Below are 15,145 nucleotides of genomic sequence, written 5' to 3' on the forward strand. Positions count from 1 at the left end.
CCTCATCCGCCGGCCCGGGCCGCCGGGGCGGGCTCCACGAAGCTGTACGGCGGCAGCGGCCCGTTCACGCTGAAGACGAGATGCGGCGACGCCTTGCGGGCCTCCTCGACCGCCTGGAGCAGATGCTCCGACGAGCCGCGGTGCACCAGGAAGGACAGGTTGGTGATCCAGCCGGAACTCTCGGGTCCTGGACTGACGTCCTGGGCGTGCGGCTCCAGAGCGGCCCGTACCTCCTCGGCGTCCCGCGCCTCACGCTGCTGCACGGCCGTCGCGACCGCCTCGCCCAGCCGCAGCCTGTCCTCGTGGCTGCCGCCTCCCGCCGCGCGGTTGCGCTGCGCGAGTTCACGGACGTCGGGGTGCTCGGCCATCACGACATGCAGCACGGCCTCCTCGTCGTGCTGGACCTTCACGTTGTACTCGACGCTGTCGTGGAGGGCCCGCAGCCGCTCGGTGTAGTGCTCGGCACGCTGTTCGAGCGCGGTCGCGACCGCCCGGTCGTCGTCGGCGACGCTGCCGAAGCGCATCGGGAGCACCGTGCCGCCGCCACCCGCCTCGGACAGGACGTTCTGATGGGCGAGGAGGTCGCGGCGCTTGGGCCGCAGGTTCTCGGGGGCGTCGCTGACGATCGCGGCCAGGCCGCCCGCCGTCACCGTCCGCACGGGCAGCGCGGGCTTGCCGACGCCCTCCATGCCGTCGGGCAGGGCGGGGTGGTCGGCCGCGGCGATTCCGTAGACGTACGTGCTCATCACGAGTCCTCCTTCTTGCGGCTCGTCGAGGTGCGGCGGGTGCGGGAGCGGGACTGGCTCTCTTCGGCCTCGTCGCGGGCCTGGTTGAAGGCGTCCGATATGGTCTCGGCCGCGCCGGACAGGGCGCCCTTGGTCTTGCCCCGGGCGCCGGACTCCATCGCGTTGCCGGTGATGTCCGTCAGGCCCGACGGCTTCTTGCTGCCGGTCTCCAGGTCGAGCCGGTTGCACGCCTCGGCGAAGCGCAGATAGGTGTCCACGCTCGCGACGACGACACGTACGTCGATCTTGAGGATCTCGATGCCGACCAGGGAGACGCGGACGAACGCGTCGATCACGAGGCCCCGGTCGAGGACCAGCTCCAGAACGTCGTAGAGGCCACTGGTGCCTCCGCCGCTTCCTCCGCCTTGCGTCGTGGCCACTGTCATGGGAATCCGTCCTTTCGTCTCTTTCGTCTGACGTGTCCGGTTGTCCTGAGCCGGCCGCTCGTCGGGGGAGCCGCCCGGTGCGGGCGGCTCCCGGGCCGGCGGATCGTCAAGGGGAGACGTTCAGCTGCGGTCGTCGGAGCGGCCGCGCTCGTAACGCCTGACCCTGCGGTAGTCGGTGAGGACGCCGTCGCTGTCGAGCGTCACCGCGTAACTCGCCAGCAGGCTCATGGTGTCGGGGATCCGGGACAGTTCTAGGACCTCCACGTCGAGCTGCCAGCCACCGTCGTCGGTGGCGCTGAAGGACGACACGGAGTCCACTTCCTTGCCGGTGAGCTCCATCAGCTGTTCGCGGCCCTGACGGATCGCCTCGGCGGGTCGCAGTCGCTTCGGGCGACGAGGCCGGGAAGCGGCGCTCTCCCGTCCTTCGTCACTCGTGCGGTTTCGGTCCGTCGTCTCGCGGTCCTGGGCGGTACTCGTCTTGGCACCCGGTGCCTTGCTCGGGCGCCCGGAATCTGTGGCGTTCATGGGAACCTTCCATGGGGGCCTCTCGCCTCCGGTGCCCGTGAATCCGTCCGCAAACCTGAGTCGGCCGCATCGAATTGCGAAGCGTGTCGTCCGTCCGCCACGGACGGCCGTCACGAGGCCCGGACCGGTGCCGGCCGACCGGTGCGGCGCGCCGGTGGATCGCCCGTGTCCCAGGCCCGGCGGATCAGTGCGACCCGTGTGTCCAATTTCTGACGGCACGGCTGCGCGAGGTGGCGCGACCGAGATGACGTTCAAGCAGGTGAGGGGCGTGCGGCGGCCTCCGGGACGACGGAATCGATGATCGGTCCGTTCGAGTCATGAAAAGAAGACGCTTCCGAGGTCTTGCCGTCCACTTGCCTCGACCCTTAAATCAAAGCTCGAACTAAGCGGTTTCCTCTGGCCGTTGAAACTTCCGGACGCGGCAGGAGTGCGCTCCACTGCGCCCGTCGTCCCAGACGTGCGCTCACCCGGTGAAGGCGGCCACGGCCGTCCCACCCTCACCCCGCACGGAGTGACACGCATGAGACACAGATCCTTGGGGATCGCGCTCGCCACGGCGGCGGCGCTGCTGACCATCCCCGCCCAGGCCTCCTCGGCGGCGGCCGCCGACACCCCGCTGTCCCAGGGCCACACCGCCACCGCCTCCTCTACGGAGAACGGCGGCACCCCGGCGGCGTACGCCGTCGACGGCGACACCGGCACCCGCTGGTCGTCCGCCGCCACCGACTCCCAGTGGCTCCAGGTCGACCTCGGCGCGTCCGCGACGCTCAGCAAGGTCGTCCTCGACTGGGAGGCCGCCTACGCGAAGGACTACAAGATCCAGGTCTCCGACGACGGAAGCACCTGGAACGACCTCAAGTCGGTCACCGGCTCCGACGGCGGCACCGACACCCTCGACGTCTCCGGGCAGGGCCGGTACGTCCGCATGCTCGGGGTCACCCGCGCCACCCAGTACGGCTACTCCCTCTGGGAGTTCCAGGTGTACGGCACCGCCGGCACCACCCCGCCGGCCGGCGACTGCTCGACCGCGAACGCCGCCCAGGGGCACACCGCGACGGCTTCCTCCACGGAGAACGGCGGCACCCCCGCCTCCGCCGCGTTCGACGGTGACGGCGCCACGCGATGGTCCAGCGCCGCCGCCGATCCGCAGTGGATCCAGGTGGACCTCGGCTCCACGCAGAGCCTGTGCAAGGTGGACCTCGACTGGGAGGCCGCGTATGCCAAGGCCTTCAAGATCCAGGCATCCACGGACGGCCAGACCTGGACGACACTGAAGGACGTGACCGGAGCCACCGGCGGCAAGGCCTCCTACGACGTCAGCGGATCCGGCCGCTACCTGCGCGTCTACGGCACGACGCGCGCCACCGGCTACGGCTACTCGCTGTGGGAGGTCGCGGTGCACACCGGCACCGGGAGCACCACCCCGCCCGTCGAGGGCGGCGGCGACCTCGGCCCGAACGTCATCGTCGTCGACCCGAACACCGCGAACCTCCAGGCCAAGTTCGACCAGGTCTTCGCGCAGCAGGAGTCGAACCAGTTCGGCTCGCAGCGCTATCAGTTCCTGCTGAAGCCGGGCACGTACAACAACATCAACGCCCAGCTCGGCTTCTACACCTCGATCTCCGGGCTCGGCATCAACCCGGACGACACGAAGATCAACGGTGACATCACGGTCGACGCGGGCTGGTTCAACGGCAACGCCACGCAGAACTTCTGGCGCTCCGCCGAGAACCTCGCCCTCAACCCGGTGAACGGCACCGACCGGTGGGCCGTCGCCCAGGCCGCACCGTTCCGCCGCATCCACGTGACCGGCGGGCTCAACCTCGCGCCGAACGGCTACGGCTGGGCCTCGGGCGGCTACATCGCCGACTCCAAGATCGACGGCACGGTCGGCCCGTACTCCCAGCAGCAGTGGTACACCCGTGACAGCTCGGTGGGTGGCTGGACCAACGGCGTGTGGAACATGACGTTCTCCGGTGTGCAGGGCGCCCCGGCGACCAACTTCGACACCGGCCCGTACACCACCCTCGACAACACTCCCGTCTCCCGCGAGAAGCCGTTCCTCTACCTGGACGGCAACGACTACAAGGTGTTCGTCCCGGCCAAGCGCACCAACGCGCGCGGCGTGTCCTGGCCGGCCAACGCGGGGACCTCGCTCCCGCTGAGCCAGTTCTACGTCGTGAAGCCCGGCGCGACCGCGGCCACCATCAACCAGGCGCTGTCCCAGGGACTGAACCTGCTGTTCACCCCGGGCGTCTACCACCTCGACCGGACCCTCGACGTCGACCGCGCCAACACCGTGGTCCTCGGTCTCGGCCTGGCCACGATCGTGCCCGACAACGGTGTGGACGCGATGCACGTCGCCGATGTCGACGGTGTCCGGCTGGCCGGTTTCCTCATCGACGCCGGCTCGAAGAAGTCCGACACCCTGCTGCAGATCGGCGGCTCCGGCGCGAGCGCCGACCACGCCGCGAACCCGACCACCATGCAGGACGTGTTCATCCGGATCGGCGGCGCGGGCCCCGGCCTCGCCACCAACTCGGTGATCGTCAACAGCGACGACGTCATCGTCGACCACACCTGGATCTGGCGCGCCGACCACGGCGACGGCGTCGGCTGGGAGACCAACCGCGCCGACTACGGGCTCGTCGTCAACGGCGACGACGTCCTCGCCACGGGCCTGTTCGTGGAGCACTTCAACAAGTACGACGTGCTGTGGAACGGCGAGCGCGGACGCACGATCTTCTTCCAGAACGAGAAGGCGTACGACGCTCCGAGCGCGGCCGCGATCACACACGACGGCATCGTCGGGTACGCGGCCTACAAGGTCGCCGACAGCGTGACGACACACGAGGCGTGGGGCCTGGGCAGCTACTGCAATTTCACCGCCGACCCGAGCATCGTGCAGCAGCACGGCTTCCAGGTCCCGGTGAAGTCGGGTGTGAAGCTGCACGACATCCAGGTCATCTCGCTCGGCGGGAAGGGCCAGTACGCGCACGTCGTGAACGACACCGGAGCCCCGACCTCGGGCACCGACACCGTGCCGTCCAAGATCACTTCCTTCCCGTGATCCCGGTCCCCGCTCCCTGACGCACCGACACCGTGCCGCAGGCCGCGCACCGCACACCGCGGGGCGCGGCCTGCGTGCCGTCGCGACGACGGGGTACCGGAGGCCGGAAGCCGCTCAGAGCCCGGACGGCCGAGGCCGGCCGGCGGACCGGAAGGAGATGCCCGTATGTCCGCGTCGCTGTTGGAGACCGTCGATGTCGACGCACCCGTCGCCGTGGCCTGGGAGCTGTGGAGCGACGTGGCACGGTGGCCCGCCTTCCTCAGCCACGTCCGGCTCGTGGAACGGATGGACCAGCGCCGATTCGCCTGGCAGCTCGCACTGCCGGGCGCCGACAAGAACTTCGTCGCCGAACTGACCGAGGTGATCCCGCAGGACCGGATCGCGTGGCACACCGTGGAGGGCGTGCACCATGCGGGTGTGGTCACCTTTCACCGGCTCAGCGACACGACGTCCCGGGTGACCCTGCAGATCGAGTACGACCCCCAGGGGTTCGTGGAGCACCTGGGCGCGTTGACCAACCTCGACTCCACGCTGGCCAACTACGACCTCGGGGAGTTCCAGAAGCTCGCCGCGACGGTGGCCGCGGAACGGGCGGCAGGCTGAGCCGGGGCCCTCGGGGCGACCGCGGCCCCGGCCGGCTCAGCTCGGGTCGCCGGGAACCGCGGACAGCAGCCGGTGCAGGATCGGCCCGGCCGAGCCGCCGCCCGTGACGCCCTGCTCGACCACGCAGGCCACGGCGACATTGCCGCGCCGGGCCACCAGCCAGCCGTTGTTGGGCTCACCCTCGGCGACCTCGGCGGTGCCGGTCTTCGCGCCGATGTCACCGGGCAGATCCGCCAGGACGCGCGCCGTCCCGTCGGTCACGGTGGCCCGCATCATGGTGCGCAACTGCGTGACCACCGACGCGGGAAGCGGGGTGGTCGAGGTGCGGTCCTCGGCGCCGGGCACGATCGTCGGCTGGTGGAAGCGGCCGGACGCGGCGGTCGCGGTGACCGACGCCATGATCAGCGGATTGGCCTGGACGCGGCCCTGCCCGATCATCGCCGCCGCCTTCTCCGTCGCGTCCTCGGGCACCGGAACCGAGCCGTCGTACGAGGGCAGACCCACGTGCCACTCCTGGCCGACACCGAAGTAGGTGCGGGCGACGTCGCCGCTCTCGGCGTCGCCCAGTCTGTCGCGCAGGCTGATGAACGCCGTGTTGCAGGACTCGGTGAAGTCCTTCTGGAAGGTCGCGCCGCGGAACTCGGACGTCTCCACGTTGTGGAACTCCTTGCCGACGGTGAGGTGGCGGGGGCAGTCCACGACGGTGTTCGGTGTGACGGCCTTCTTGAGCAGCAGCGCGCTGCTGGTGACGATCTTCCAGGTGGAGCCGGGCGCGTACGTGCCGGAGACGGCCCGGTTGAAGCCGGTGGCCGGGGTGTTCGCCATGGCGAGGATCTCGCCGTTGTCGACGCGCAGCGCGACCAGTGAGGCGTTCTTGCCGTCGGCCTCGGCGGCGAGCGCCCGGTCGGCGGCGGACTGCCAGGATGCGTCCAGAGTGGTCCGCACCGGCGCGTCGCCGGACGTCGCGCCACCCTTCGCGCCGCCGGTGCGCCCGAACGTGGTCTCCGTCCTCTCGGTCTCGCCGGTGACCCGGTCGATCAGCCGGATCGACCCGCGCGGTCCGCCGCCGACCCCCGCGAACCCGCCGAGCAGCGGCTGCAACGAGGGGTAGGCGTCTGCCACCAGGGACTTTCCGTGCCGGTCGGTGACCTTCGGGACGACCGGGTCCGCGCGCTCCAGGCGGAACTTGGCCTGGTCGCTCAGATGCGGGTGGACGAGCCCCAGGGACCAGGCCACCTTCCAGGAACCGTCGCCCTGTTCGCGGACGGGGACGTGCGAGGTGTACGTCCAGGTGCCGAGCCCGGTGACGGGCATCCTCGCGGTAAACGCGACCCGCACGGTGCCGTCGCCCGCGCGCTGCACGGTGGACGCCGTCAGACGCGGCTTCTCGATGTCGAGGCCCGAGGTGAAGCTGTGCAGCACCTCCTGGGCGCGCGCGGGCGCGGTGGTCCGGGCCGCGGCCCCCTCGTAGCGGCCGCGGGACCAGTCGGAGAGGAAGGCCCGCGCCTGTGCGGCGGCGGCCGGATCGGGCGCGCCGGGCCCCCGGTCGAAGGGGCCGAGCCCGGCCGCCCAGGCGCCTCCCGCGACGACGGCGCCGACCACGACGACGGCGGTGACGGCCTTGAACGGCGAGGACGGCGAGCGGCCGGATCGCGGCGCCCGACCGGTGCTGGAGTGGTGAGTCATGCCGTGAGCAGAGCAAGCCGTACTGCTTCATGTCCAAGACAGATATTGATCAATGATCAATCATATTCAGATATAGTTGCTGGTCGTGGACCTGATCCGACATCTGGAATGCTTTGTGGCTGTTGCAGAAGAGTCACACTTCGGCCGGGCGGCGGCCCGCCTGGGCATGGCCCAGCCGCCCTTGTCGCAGCGCATCCAACGACTGGAACGGGAGCTGGAGGTGCGCCTGTTCGAGCGCACCAGCCGCCAGGTCGCCCTCACCAAGGCCGGCACGCTGCTGCTGCCCGAGGCGCGCGACCTGCTCGCCCGCGCCGGAACGCTGCGTGCCGCGGCCCGCCGCATCCGGGACGGGGAGAGCGGCCTGCTGCGCGCGGCCCTGCCGCCCGACATCGCGGGCGCCACCGTCGCCGCCCTGCTGACGGAGTTCGCCCGGCGGTGTCCGGAGGCCGAACTGGAGCTGCACGAGCTGTCCACCGCCGAACAGCTCGACCGGTTCGGCGCGAGCGAGCTCGACGTGGGCCTGCTGCACCATCCCTGCGACGTGACCGGGCTCGACCTCGGGCCGGTGCTCCGCCGTGATCTGGGAGTCCTGCTGCCGCGCGGCGCCCCCGCGGCCGAACACGCGGAAGTGCCCCTCGCCGCGCTGAGCGGCCACGACCTGGTGCTCTTCCCCCGGTCCGGAGCACCGGCGCTCTACGACGATCTGCTGACCACCTGCGCGCGCGGCGGCTACACACCGCCCGCGGTCCGGCACGGCCGCGGCGCCAGCTTCGTCCGCGGCCTCGTGCTGTCCGCCGCGGCCGTGGCGTTCGCCCCGCGCGACGCCCGGGACGACGACACGCACCCGGATCTCGTCTGGCGGCCGCTCGTCGGCGCGCCGCTCGCCTGGCGGCACTCGGTCGCCTGGCCGCGCGGGCACGGAGACACCGCCGCGCAGGCCTTCGCCGATGCCGCCGAGCACGCGCTGCGCACCACGGCCGACGCCCGCCCCGACACCCCCACCCGCCCCACGCACCTGCGCCCCGCAGCGGAGTACTGGCTATGACCGACACCCTCACCGCCATCCGTACGGCCTTCGCCGACGCCGGGGTCACCGGCCGGCTGCACGCACGCGACATCGACTCCGGCGCCGAGATCGACTGGCACGGCGACCGGTTGGTGTGCACCGCGAGCGTCCACAAGCTGCCCCTGCTGGTGGCGCTGCACGAGCGGGCCGCGGCGGGCGACCTGGATCTCACCGAACAGGTCGAGTGCCCGCCCGCCGGGCGCTCCGCCGGACCGACCGGCCTCGCGGCCATGCTCGACGCGGCCCGGCTCTCGCTGCGTGATCTCGCCTACCTGATGATGTCCGTGAGCGACAACGCCGCCGCGGATCTGCTCCTGGAACGCGTCGGCCTCGACGCCGTGAACCGCACGACGGCCCGGCTCGGACTCACCCGCACCCTCACGGTGCACTCCTTCGGGGCGGCGATGGCGATGGTCAAGGAGGACGCGGGACCCGGCGGCGCCAGGGCCCTGGCCGACCCGCACGTCATCGCCCGGCTGCGCGCGCTCGACCCGGAGCGGGCCAACCGCAGCACCCCGCGCGAACTGACGCGGCTGCTTTCCGCCATCTGGCAGGACACCGCCTGCACACCCGAACACGGCGCCGACATACGGCGCCTGATGGGGCTTCAGGTCTGGCCGCACCGGCTGTCCTCCGGCTTCCCCTTCGACGACGTGCACGTCGCGGGCAAGACCGGCTCGCTGCCGACACTGCGCGGCGAGGTCGGCGTGGTCGCCTACCCGGACGGGGGCCGCTACGCCGTCGCCGTCTTCACCCGCACCGTGCGGACCGCCGCGATCCTGCCCGCGGCCGACGCGGTGATCGGCACGGCCGCGCGGATCGCGGTGGACGCGCTCCGCGCGGCCGGGAACGGGCCGGGGCCCGGCCGCGGGTGACCGTCCCGCGCTACGCGGTGGCCATCAGGCCCGTGCGGAGCTTGGCGATGGTGCGGGAGATGAGCCGCGAGACGTGCATCTGGGAGTAGCCCAGCTCGTCGGCGATCTGCTGCTGGGTGCGCTCCTCGACGAACCGGAGATGGATGATCGTGCGCTCCCGCTCGTCGAGATCGGCGATCAGCGGCGCCAGCGAACGGTAGTTCTCGATGAGTTCGTAGGCGTTCTCCTCGACGCCGATGAAGTCGGCGAGCTGCGCGTCGCTGTCGTCGTCCTGGCCGGTCACGGAGGCGTCGAGAGAAGCGGCGTTGTAGCCGTTCGCGGCCCGCTGCGCCTCCGCGATCTCGCCCGGTTCGAGCTGCATCAGATCCGCGAGCTCGGCGGTGGTGGGCAGCCGGCCCAGGCGGGTCTGCAACTCCTCGGTCGCCTTGGACAGTTCGATGCGGGCCTCCTGGAGGCGGCGCGGCACGTGCACGGCCCAGGTGGTGTCACGGAAGAACCGCTTGATCTCACCGGTGATGTACGGGACGGCGAACGAGGTGAACTCGACCTCGCGGGTCAGCTCGAACCGGTCGATCGCCTTGATCAGACCGATCGTGCCGACCTGGACGATGTCCTCCATCTCCTCCGGGCCGCGGTGCTTGAAGCGCGAGGCCGCGTACTGCACGAGAGAGAGGTTCATCTCGATCAGCACGTTGCGCACGTACTGGTACTCGTGCGTGCCCTCTTCGAGGCGGGTGAGGCGGTCGAAGAAGTGCTTGCCCACCTCACGCGCGTCGCGCGGAGCGATCGAGGACGGGTCCGTGTAGGCGCGCTCGATCAGCTCGTGCGGGGTCCGTGCGGCGGAGTGGTGCGCGGACTCGGGTGCCGTCACGGTGTTCATGAGGAATCCCCCTCTGTGGCTGTGCTGGCGGATGTACGAGGTCGCCCGGTCTCCAACAGACTGGTACGAACTCTGAATCACGTCAACCAATACCAGAAAACCGATTCGTGTTTTTGGCAGCGGGAAACGTTTTAGAGTGGAGGCATGGACGAGCAGACCACGTCGCACACCGGGTGGACGTTCCTGACCAACCACGCCCGGGTTCTGGCGGCCATCGCCGACAACCGGCACGTACGGATCCGGGATCTCGCCGCGCACTGCCGCCTCACCGAGCGGGCCGTGCAGCGGATCATCACCGATCTCGAAGAGGCCGGATACCTCTCCCATGTCCGCGAGGGCCGCAGCAACGTCTACGCGATCGACCCGGCGAAGATCCTGCGGCACCCGGCCGAGGCGGACGTGAGCGTGGCGTCCCTGCTGGCGCTGCTCGTGCGCGACGAGGCCGACCGCGTGACCCCCGAGCTTCCGGTCTCCTGAACGAACCCCGGCCGCACCACTTGTGCGGCGGCCGAAGCGGGGCACGAGGAAAGGGACGCAGAAAGGCGGTCCATCGTGCCCGACTCATCACTCAGGGCTGTGGGATGGGCGCGCTCGATGCCGATCAGCAGCGGGGTCAAGACGGCCCGCGACTGGACGCGCGACCATCTCCAGGACCTGGGGTGGCCCGCGACCTCGCCCGACACGGTCGACGCCGTGCTGCTGACGGTTTCGGAGCTCGTCACGAACACACACGTCCATGCTCGAAGCACCGCGCAGCTGATCCTCACCTGGGACGGTGATTGTCTCCATGTGACGGTGCACGACAACGATCCGGCACCGCCGCGCCCGCGCGCGGCGGGCACGGAGGAGACCGGCGGCAGGGGTCTGCTGCTCATCGACGCGCTCGCGGACACCTGGCAGGCCCACCGGTGCCCCCGGGGCAAGGACGTCACGGCCTGCTTCCGGCCGCGGCCGCGGGAGGGGGACCGATGAGCGTTCCGGCTCCCCGCGGTGGCGGCGCAGGCACGAGCGGTCTGTACGACGTGCTCGAACTGATCCTGGACAGAGGCCTCGTCATCGACGCGTTCGTCCGCGTCTCCCTGGTCGGCATCGAGATCCTCAAGATCGACGTACGCATCGTCGTCGCGAGCGTGGACACCTATCTGCGCTTCGCCGAGGCGTGCAACCGGCTCGACCTGGAGACCGGCAGCAAGAAGCCCGCCGGTCTGCCCGAGATCATGAGCGGCACCGCGTCCCGCGGCAGAACGGAGAGCGCGCTGTCCGGAGTGGTCAAGGGCATCTCCGACGCACTGGGACAACCGCGCGAGCGCTGAGGCGGCCCCGCGACCTGGACGCGGACCCGCTCGGTCCGGACGATCCGCTGCCGCGCCGCGTCGGCGAAGGGAAGGGCGGTTCCCGCCGGCCCCACCGGTCACGAGCCCGCCGACACGGGGGAGCGGGACGTGTCGCCCACTGACGGGTGCGTCGCGGACCGGGGGCCCGGCCGGTCGTGGCGCGGCGCGCTCCACGCCTTCCGGCCGTCCCGGTCCATCGGCACGACGCGTCCCGCGCCCTGCGTGTCGTAGGCGACAGGGGGCGTCAGCAGGTGCGTGCGGTCCGGGCCGGCGCCCTTCAAGTCCTTGGCGAGGCCGAGCAGATCGCTCTTCGAGGCGAGGTCGGAGTCCGCTTCGACGCTCTCCCCTTCGTACGCGCGACGCGCTGCGTCCGAGGGGCAGATCGAGGCACCCGGAGCGCGCCGCGCCGGCAGGTCGAGCGCGACCTGCGCCAGACACGCCTCGCTCGCATGATCGTCCCGTGCGGCCCGGCCAGGGGCCCACCCGCCGGAACGCCGTGCACGGCCGTCCGATGACACCCTTCCGATCACAGCCCTGCCGCGCCCACGAAACCCCGGCACCTTCGCAGGCATGCTCCAGCCGTTGCCGGGCAATCGGACTGCAGGCCCCGCCACCTTTCCCCCGTCGTGGCGGGGTCTTCTGCGGTACTCGACCTCACAGGCCCGAGACGCCCCGGACGGCGTCCTTCAGCAGGAGAACGGCCAGCGCCGCGAACGTCGCCCCGGCCCCGACGGTCACCGCCACGCCCGTCCTCCTCCCCTGCGTCAGGCTCCGGCCCAACCGTCCCGCGCACAGCCCGATCGTGCTGTCCCAGACGAGCCCGACGAGGAGGAAGAGCAGTCCCAGTGTGAGGAGTTGTGCCCACAGCGGCCCGTGCGCCGGATCGGTGAACCGGGGGAGGAACGCGGCGAAGAACAGAATGATCTTGGGGTTGAGCAGATTGGTGGTCACCGCCCGTCGCAGGATCTCCCGGTCCGGCGGAGGTGCCGGGGCGGCAGCGGGCGGCGCGGTCGCGGAGCGCAGCGTGCGTACGGCCAGAAGCGCACACGCGTCGCCGCCTTCCGCGGCCGGAGGGCCGCGCAGGTCTCTTGACCATTTCTGGTCCAGACCAATAACGTCCGTTTCGCGCAAGTCCACTGTTCTGCCCGGCATTTGACGTCCCCTCGCGGAAGTGAGCTCCTCCATGCGCCCAGTCACGCGCGTTCGCCTGCGCCGAAGACTCCTCACCCGGGCGGCCGTCGCCGTCGGCTCGCTCTCCCTGCTCGGGGCACTCGCCCCGGCCGCCTTCGCCCACGACGGCCGACACGGCGGCGACCACCACGAATCCCTGCGCCGCGTCGGCTACTTCACCCAATGGGGCGTCTACGGCCGGGACTTCCAGGTCCAGGACCTGCAGGCGGGCGGATCGGCGGCCCGGCTCACCCACATCAACTACGCCTTCGGCAACGCGAGCCCGGACGGCACATGCCTGATGGGCAACGTCCCCGGCGAGTCCGACCCGTGGGCCGACTACGAGCGCCCCCTCGACGCCGCGAACTCCGTGGACGGCGTGGCCGACACCGACACCCAGCCGCTCGCCGGCAACTTCAACCAGCTGCGCGAACTCAAGGCCGCGAACCCGGGCCTCAAAGCGATGATCTCGCTCGGCGGCTGGTCATGGTCCACCCACTTCTCGGACGCGGCCCGCACGCCCGCCTCCCGCAAGGCGTTCGTCGCCTCCTGCATCGACCTGTACATCAAGGGCAACCTGCCCAAGGACGGCGCCCGCGGCGGCCAGGGCGCCGCGTCCGGTGTCTTCGACGGCATCGACATCGACTGGGAGTGGCCGGGCTCCGAGGGCGACACCGACACGGTGCACCGTCCCGAGGACAAGCAGAACTACACGGCTCTGGTCGCCGAGTTCCGCAAGCAGCTCGACGCCTACGGCCGTACGCGGCACAAGCACTACGAACTGTCCGCCTTCGTGCCCACGGCCCCCGCGAAGATCGACGCCGGCTTCGAGGTCCGCAAGATCATGAAGGATCTCGACTTCGTCAATCTCCAGGGATACGACTTCCATGTCAGCGGTGAGAAGACCACCGCCCAGCAGTCGGCCCTGTACGCCCGCGACGACTTCAGTGTCGACGGCACCGTCCAGGCCTGGCTGCGGCGTGGCGCCCCGGCGCGCAAACTCGTCGTCGGCATGCCGTTCTACGGGCAGGGCTGGACCGGGGTCCTCGGCGGAGGCGACGGCATGGGGCAGCCCGCGACCGGCCCGGCCCCCGCGAAGTGGGCCGCCGGCTACGCGGACTACAAGGAGCTGAAGGCGCTGGCCGACTCGGGCACGTACACGCTGCACCGCGACCCGGAGGGCGGGCACGCCTGGCTCTTCGACGGCACGACCCTGTGGACGTACGACGACCCGCAGGTGCTGCGCCAGAAGTCCGCGTACGTACGGGCCAAGGGGCTCGGCGGCGCCATGTTCTGGTCGCTCGACGGCGACACTCCCGACGGCCGGCTGGTACGGACCGTGGACCGCGCCCTCGGACACTGACCCGGCCGTACGCGCTCGGGGTGCCTCCCCGCCGGGGCGCCCCGAGTGGTGCGCCCGCCGCGTGACATCCTGCCGACAGGGCGGGACAGGGACGAGGCGGGGCGCGAGAGGCGAGGCGTATGACGGAACCGGGAACGACAGCGGTGGTGGCGGTCGTGCCCGCGGCCGAGCCGCTGCTGCGGCGGGCGAGCGAGGTGGACGCACGCGTGGTGCGTCCGGGCGTGCCCGCGCACGCCACGCTGCTGTACCCATGGCTGCCCGCGGACCGGGTCGGCGCACCGGAGCTCGACCGGCTGCGCCACGCACTGCCGGGAGATCCCGTCCGGATCCGGCTCGCCGAGGTCGAGCGGCAGGACGGCTTCGTCGCCGTCCCCGTACCCGAACTGGCCGCGACGGCGCACGCCGTGCGCCGAGCGTTCCCCGACCAACCCCCGTACGGCGGTCGGTTCGGCCCCAACCCGCCGGTGCACCTCACGGTGGCCCTGAACGCCGATCCGGCCGTCGCCGCCGAGGTCGCCCGCGAGATCGCGCCCCGACTGCCGGTCACGGCGGAGATCGCTACGGTGCATGTGGTCGCCCTGGGCCGCTCCGGCTGGCGCGTTCTCGCGGAACTACCGCTGGCGGCGGGTCCGAAGGGATCCGACGGGCCGAGCTCACCCTCCGGACAGGGGAGTTCGGGTCGTGAGTGAGCAGACCGAACCGGCGGCCGCCGCGGTGCTTGACGCACTCCGGGACGTGGCACGGCTGGGCGGCTTCTTCGCCCTGCCCGTCGCGCCGGACGGAACGGGCCGGGGGAGTGCCGAGTCCTTCACGGAGGGCTTCGCCGAGCGGGCCCGCGAGGTGAACCGCCGGTTCGGGACGGACGAGGCCCGCGTCGGGGTGTCCATCGTGCACCTGGGGCTCGCGGCCCGCCTGTGGTCACCGCTGCTGGCCTGCGCGGTCCTGCACGGCATCGTGCCCGTCCTGAGCCACCCGGAGTGGGTCGACGGCTCCTCGGAGATCAGACTGCGCACGCCACCCACGGGCCGCGACGTCCGCCAACTGCCGCACCTGGCCGACGCGTTGCTCGAACAGGTCACCGTGCCGCTGGCGGCCGTGGAGCGCGCACTCGACGTGAAGATCGCCCCGAGGCTCCTGGACGGAAACGTCGCCTCCGCGCTCGTCGGATCGGCAGCGGTCCTGCAACGGGCCCGCCCCGACACCCGCCCGGTCCTGACACCCCTCATCGGTCAACTCCTCGCCACAGGACGCCTCGTGGGCACGGGCACTGTCACGGGACCTGGTCCGACGTTCCGACGGCGCAGCTGCTGCCTCCTGTACCGGGCGTCGGCCGGTTCTTTGTGCGGCGACTGCTGTCTGGCGCGCCCCTGAGCGGAACGCGAACAACCGTCGGGCGCTGCGG

General features: G+C 71.2%; 17 protein-coding genes. 10 read left to right on the forward strand and 7 right to left on the reverse strand.

The annotated features are described in order from the left end of the window. Nucleotides 1-2 precede the first annotated feature (2 nt). The 3 genes from J3486_RS03200 to gvpO all read right to left on the reverse strand — a co-directional run bounded on the left by J3486_RS03200 (nt 3) and on the right by gvpO (nt 1,696). Nucleotides 3-746 carry a GvpL/GvpF family gas vesicle protein gene (locus J3486_RS03200; RefSeq protein WP_207818357.1) on the reverse strand — a complete coding sequence of 248 codons (744 nt, stop codon included), beginning with the start codon at nt 744-746 and terminating at the stop codon, nt 3-5. Further along, nucleotides 746-1,171, reverse strand: a complete 426-nt coding sequence (locus J3486_RS03205; protein WP_207818358.1) for a gas vesicle structural protein GvpA — start codon at nt 1,169-1,171, stop codon at nt 746-748. The genes J3486_RS03200 and J3486_RS03205 overlap by 1 nt, the downstream gene beginning before the upstream one ends. 120 nt (nt 1,172-1,291) lie before the next feature. After that, the gene (gvpO, locus tag J3486_RS03210) at nt 1,292-1,696 is read right to left on the reverse strand and encodes a gas vesicle protein GvpO (RefSeq protein WP_207818359.1); all 405 of its coding nucleotides are present in this window, start codon (nt 1,694-1,696) and stop codon (nt 1,292-1,294) included. A gap of 520 nt (nt 1,697-2,216) precedes the next feature. Here gvpO and J3486_RS03215 point away from each other — a divergent pair. Beyond that, complete coding sequence (locus J3486_RS03215; RefSeq protein ID WP_207818360.1) at nt 2,217-4,766, forward strand: discoidin domain-containing protein; 2,550 nt, start codon at nt 2,217-2,219, stop codon at nt 4,764-4,766. A 165-nt stretch (nt 4,767-4,931) separates the two neighbouring features. Continuing rightward, nucleotides 4,932-5,369 (forward strand): SRPBCC family protein, encoded by a 438-nt coding sequence (locus tag J3486_RS03220; protein ID WP_207818361.1) that lies wholly within the window; start codon nt 4,932-4,934, stop codon nt 5,367-5,369. A 36-nt stretch (nt 5,370-5,405) separates the two neighbouring features. Here the strand turns inward: J3486_RS03220 and J3486_RS03225 are convergent, their stop codons facing one another. Further along, on the reverse strand, nt 5,406-7,055 hold the full coding sequence (locus tag J3486_RS03225) for a penicillin-binding transpeptidase domain-containing protein (protein WP_207818362.1): 1,650 nt from the start codon (nt 7,053-7,055) through the stop codon (nt 5,406-5,408). A gap of 115 nt (nt 7,056-7,170) precedes the next feature. Between J3486_RS03225 and J3486_RS03230 the strand changes: the two genes are divergently transcribed. After that, nucleotides 7,171-8,100: a LysR substrate-binding domain-containing protein gene (locus J3486_RS03230; RefSeq protein ID WP_307804667.1), complete on the forward strand. Its 930-nt coding sequence runs from the start codon at nt 7,171-7,173 to the stop codon at nt 8,098-8,100. Further along, nucleotides 8,097-8,996 (forward strand): serine hydrolase, encoded by a 900-nt coding sequence (locus J3486_RS03235; protein ID WP_207818364.1) that lies wholly within the window; start codon nt 8,097-8,099, stop codon nt 8,994-8,996. The genes J3486_RS03230 and J3486_RS03235 overlap by 4 nt, the downstream gene beginning before the upstream one ends. A 10-nt stretch (nt 8,997-9,006) precedes the next feature. On the opposite strand, the gene J3486_RS03240 is transcribed toward J3486_RS03235, so the two are convergent. Further along, nucleotides 9,007-9,876, reverse strand: coding sequence for an RNA polymerase sigma factor SigF (locus J3486_RS03240; protein ID WP_207818365.1), 870 nt, complete (start codon nt 9,874-9,876; stop codon nt 9,007-9,009). A gap of 144 nt (nt 9,877-10,020) precedes the next feature. Between J3486_RS03240 and J3486_RS03245 the strand changes: the two genes are divergently transcribed. The 3 genes from J3486_RS03245 (at nt 10,021) to gvpJ (ending at nt 11,189) form a co-directional block, all read left to right on the forward strand. Next, the gene (locus tag J3486_RS03245; RefSeq protein WP_207818366.1) at nt 10,021-10,353 is read left to right on the forward strand and encodes a helix-turn-helix domain-containing protein; all 333 of its coding nucleotides are present in this window, start codon (nt 10,021-10,023) and stop codon (nt 10,351-10,353) included. 117 nt (nt 10,354-10,470) lie between these two features. Next, nucleotides 10,471-10,848, forward strand: a complete 378-nt coding sequence (locus J3486_RS03250) for an ATP-binding protein (protein WP_207818367.1) — start codon at nt 10,471-10,473, stop codon at nt 10,846-10,848. Further along, nucleotides 10,845-11,189 (forward strand): gas vesicle protein GvpJ, encoded by a 345-nt coding sequence (gvpJ, locus tag J3486_RS03255; protein ID WP_207818368.1) that lies wholly within the window; start codon nt 10,845-10,847, stop codon nt 11,187-11,189. The genes J3486_RS03250 and gvpJ overlap by 4 nt, the downstream gene beginning before the upstream one ends. Nucleotides 11,190-11,287: 98 nt before the next feature. Here gvpJ and J3486_RS03260 read toward each other — a convergent pair whose 3' ends face one another. Next, nucleotides 11,288-11,728 (reverse strand): hypothetical protein, encoded by a 441-nt coding sequence (locus J3486_RS03260; RefSeq protein WP_207818369.1) that lies wholly within the window; start codon nt 11,726-11,728, stop codon nt 11,288-11,290. A gap of 136 nt (nt 11,729-11,864) precedes the next feature. Then, a complete protein-coding gene (locus J3486_RS03265) occupies nt 11,865-12,341 on the reverse strand; it encodes a LysE family translocator (protein ID WP_207818370.1) in 477 nt (158 codons plus the stop codon). A 76-nt stretch (nt 12,342-12,417) separates the two neighbouring features. Here J3486_RS03265 and J3486_RS03270 point away from each other — a divergent pair, with 76 nt between their 5' ends. The 3 genes from J3486_RS03270 (at nt 12,418) to J3486_RS03280 (ending at nt 15,114) form a co-directional block, all read left to right on the forward strand. Beyond that, entirely contained in the window at nt 12,418-13,743 is a 1,326-nt protein-coding gene (locus tag J3486_RS03270; RefSeq protein WP_207818936.1) for a glycoside hydrolase family 18 protein, read from the forward strand. 119 nt (nt 13,744-13,862) lie between these two features. Then, entirely contained in the window at nt 13,863-14,432 is a 570-nt protein-coding gene (locus tag J3486_RS03275; RefSeq protein ID WP_207818371.1) for a 2'-5' RNA ligase family protein, read from the forward strand. Next, nucleotides 14,425-15,114: a (2Fe-2S)-binding protein gene (locus J3486_RS03280; protein ID WP_207818987.1), complete on the forward strand. Its 690-nt coding sequence runs from the start codon at nt 14,425-14,427 to the stop codon at nt 15,112-15,114. Before J3486_RS03275 ends, J3486_RS03280 begins: the two co-directional genes overlap by 8 nt. The last annotated feature ends 31 nt before the right edge of the window (nt 15,115-15,145 follow it).

The sequence above is a fragment of the Streptomyces sp. VRA16 Mangrove soil genome (genome assembly GCF_017377775.1).
Taxonomy (GTDB): Bacteria; Actinomycetota; Actinomycetes; order Streptomycetales; family Streptomycetaceae; genus Streptomyces.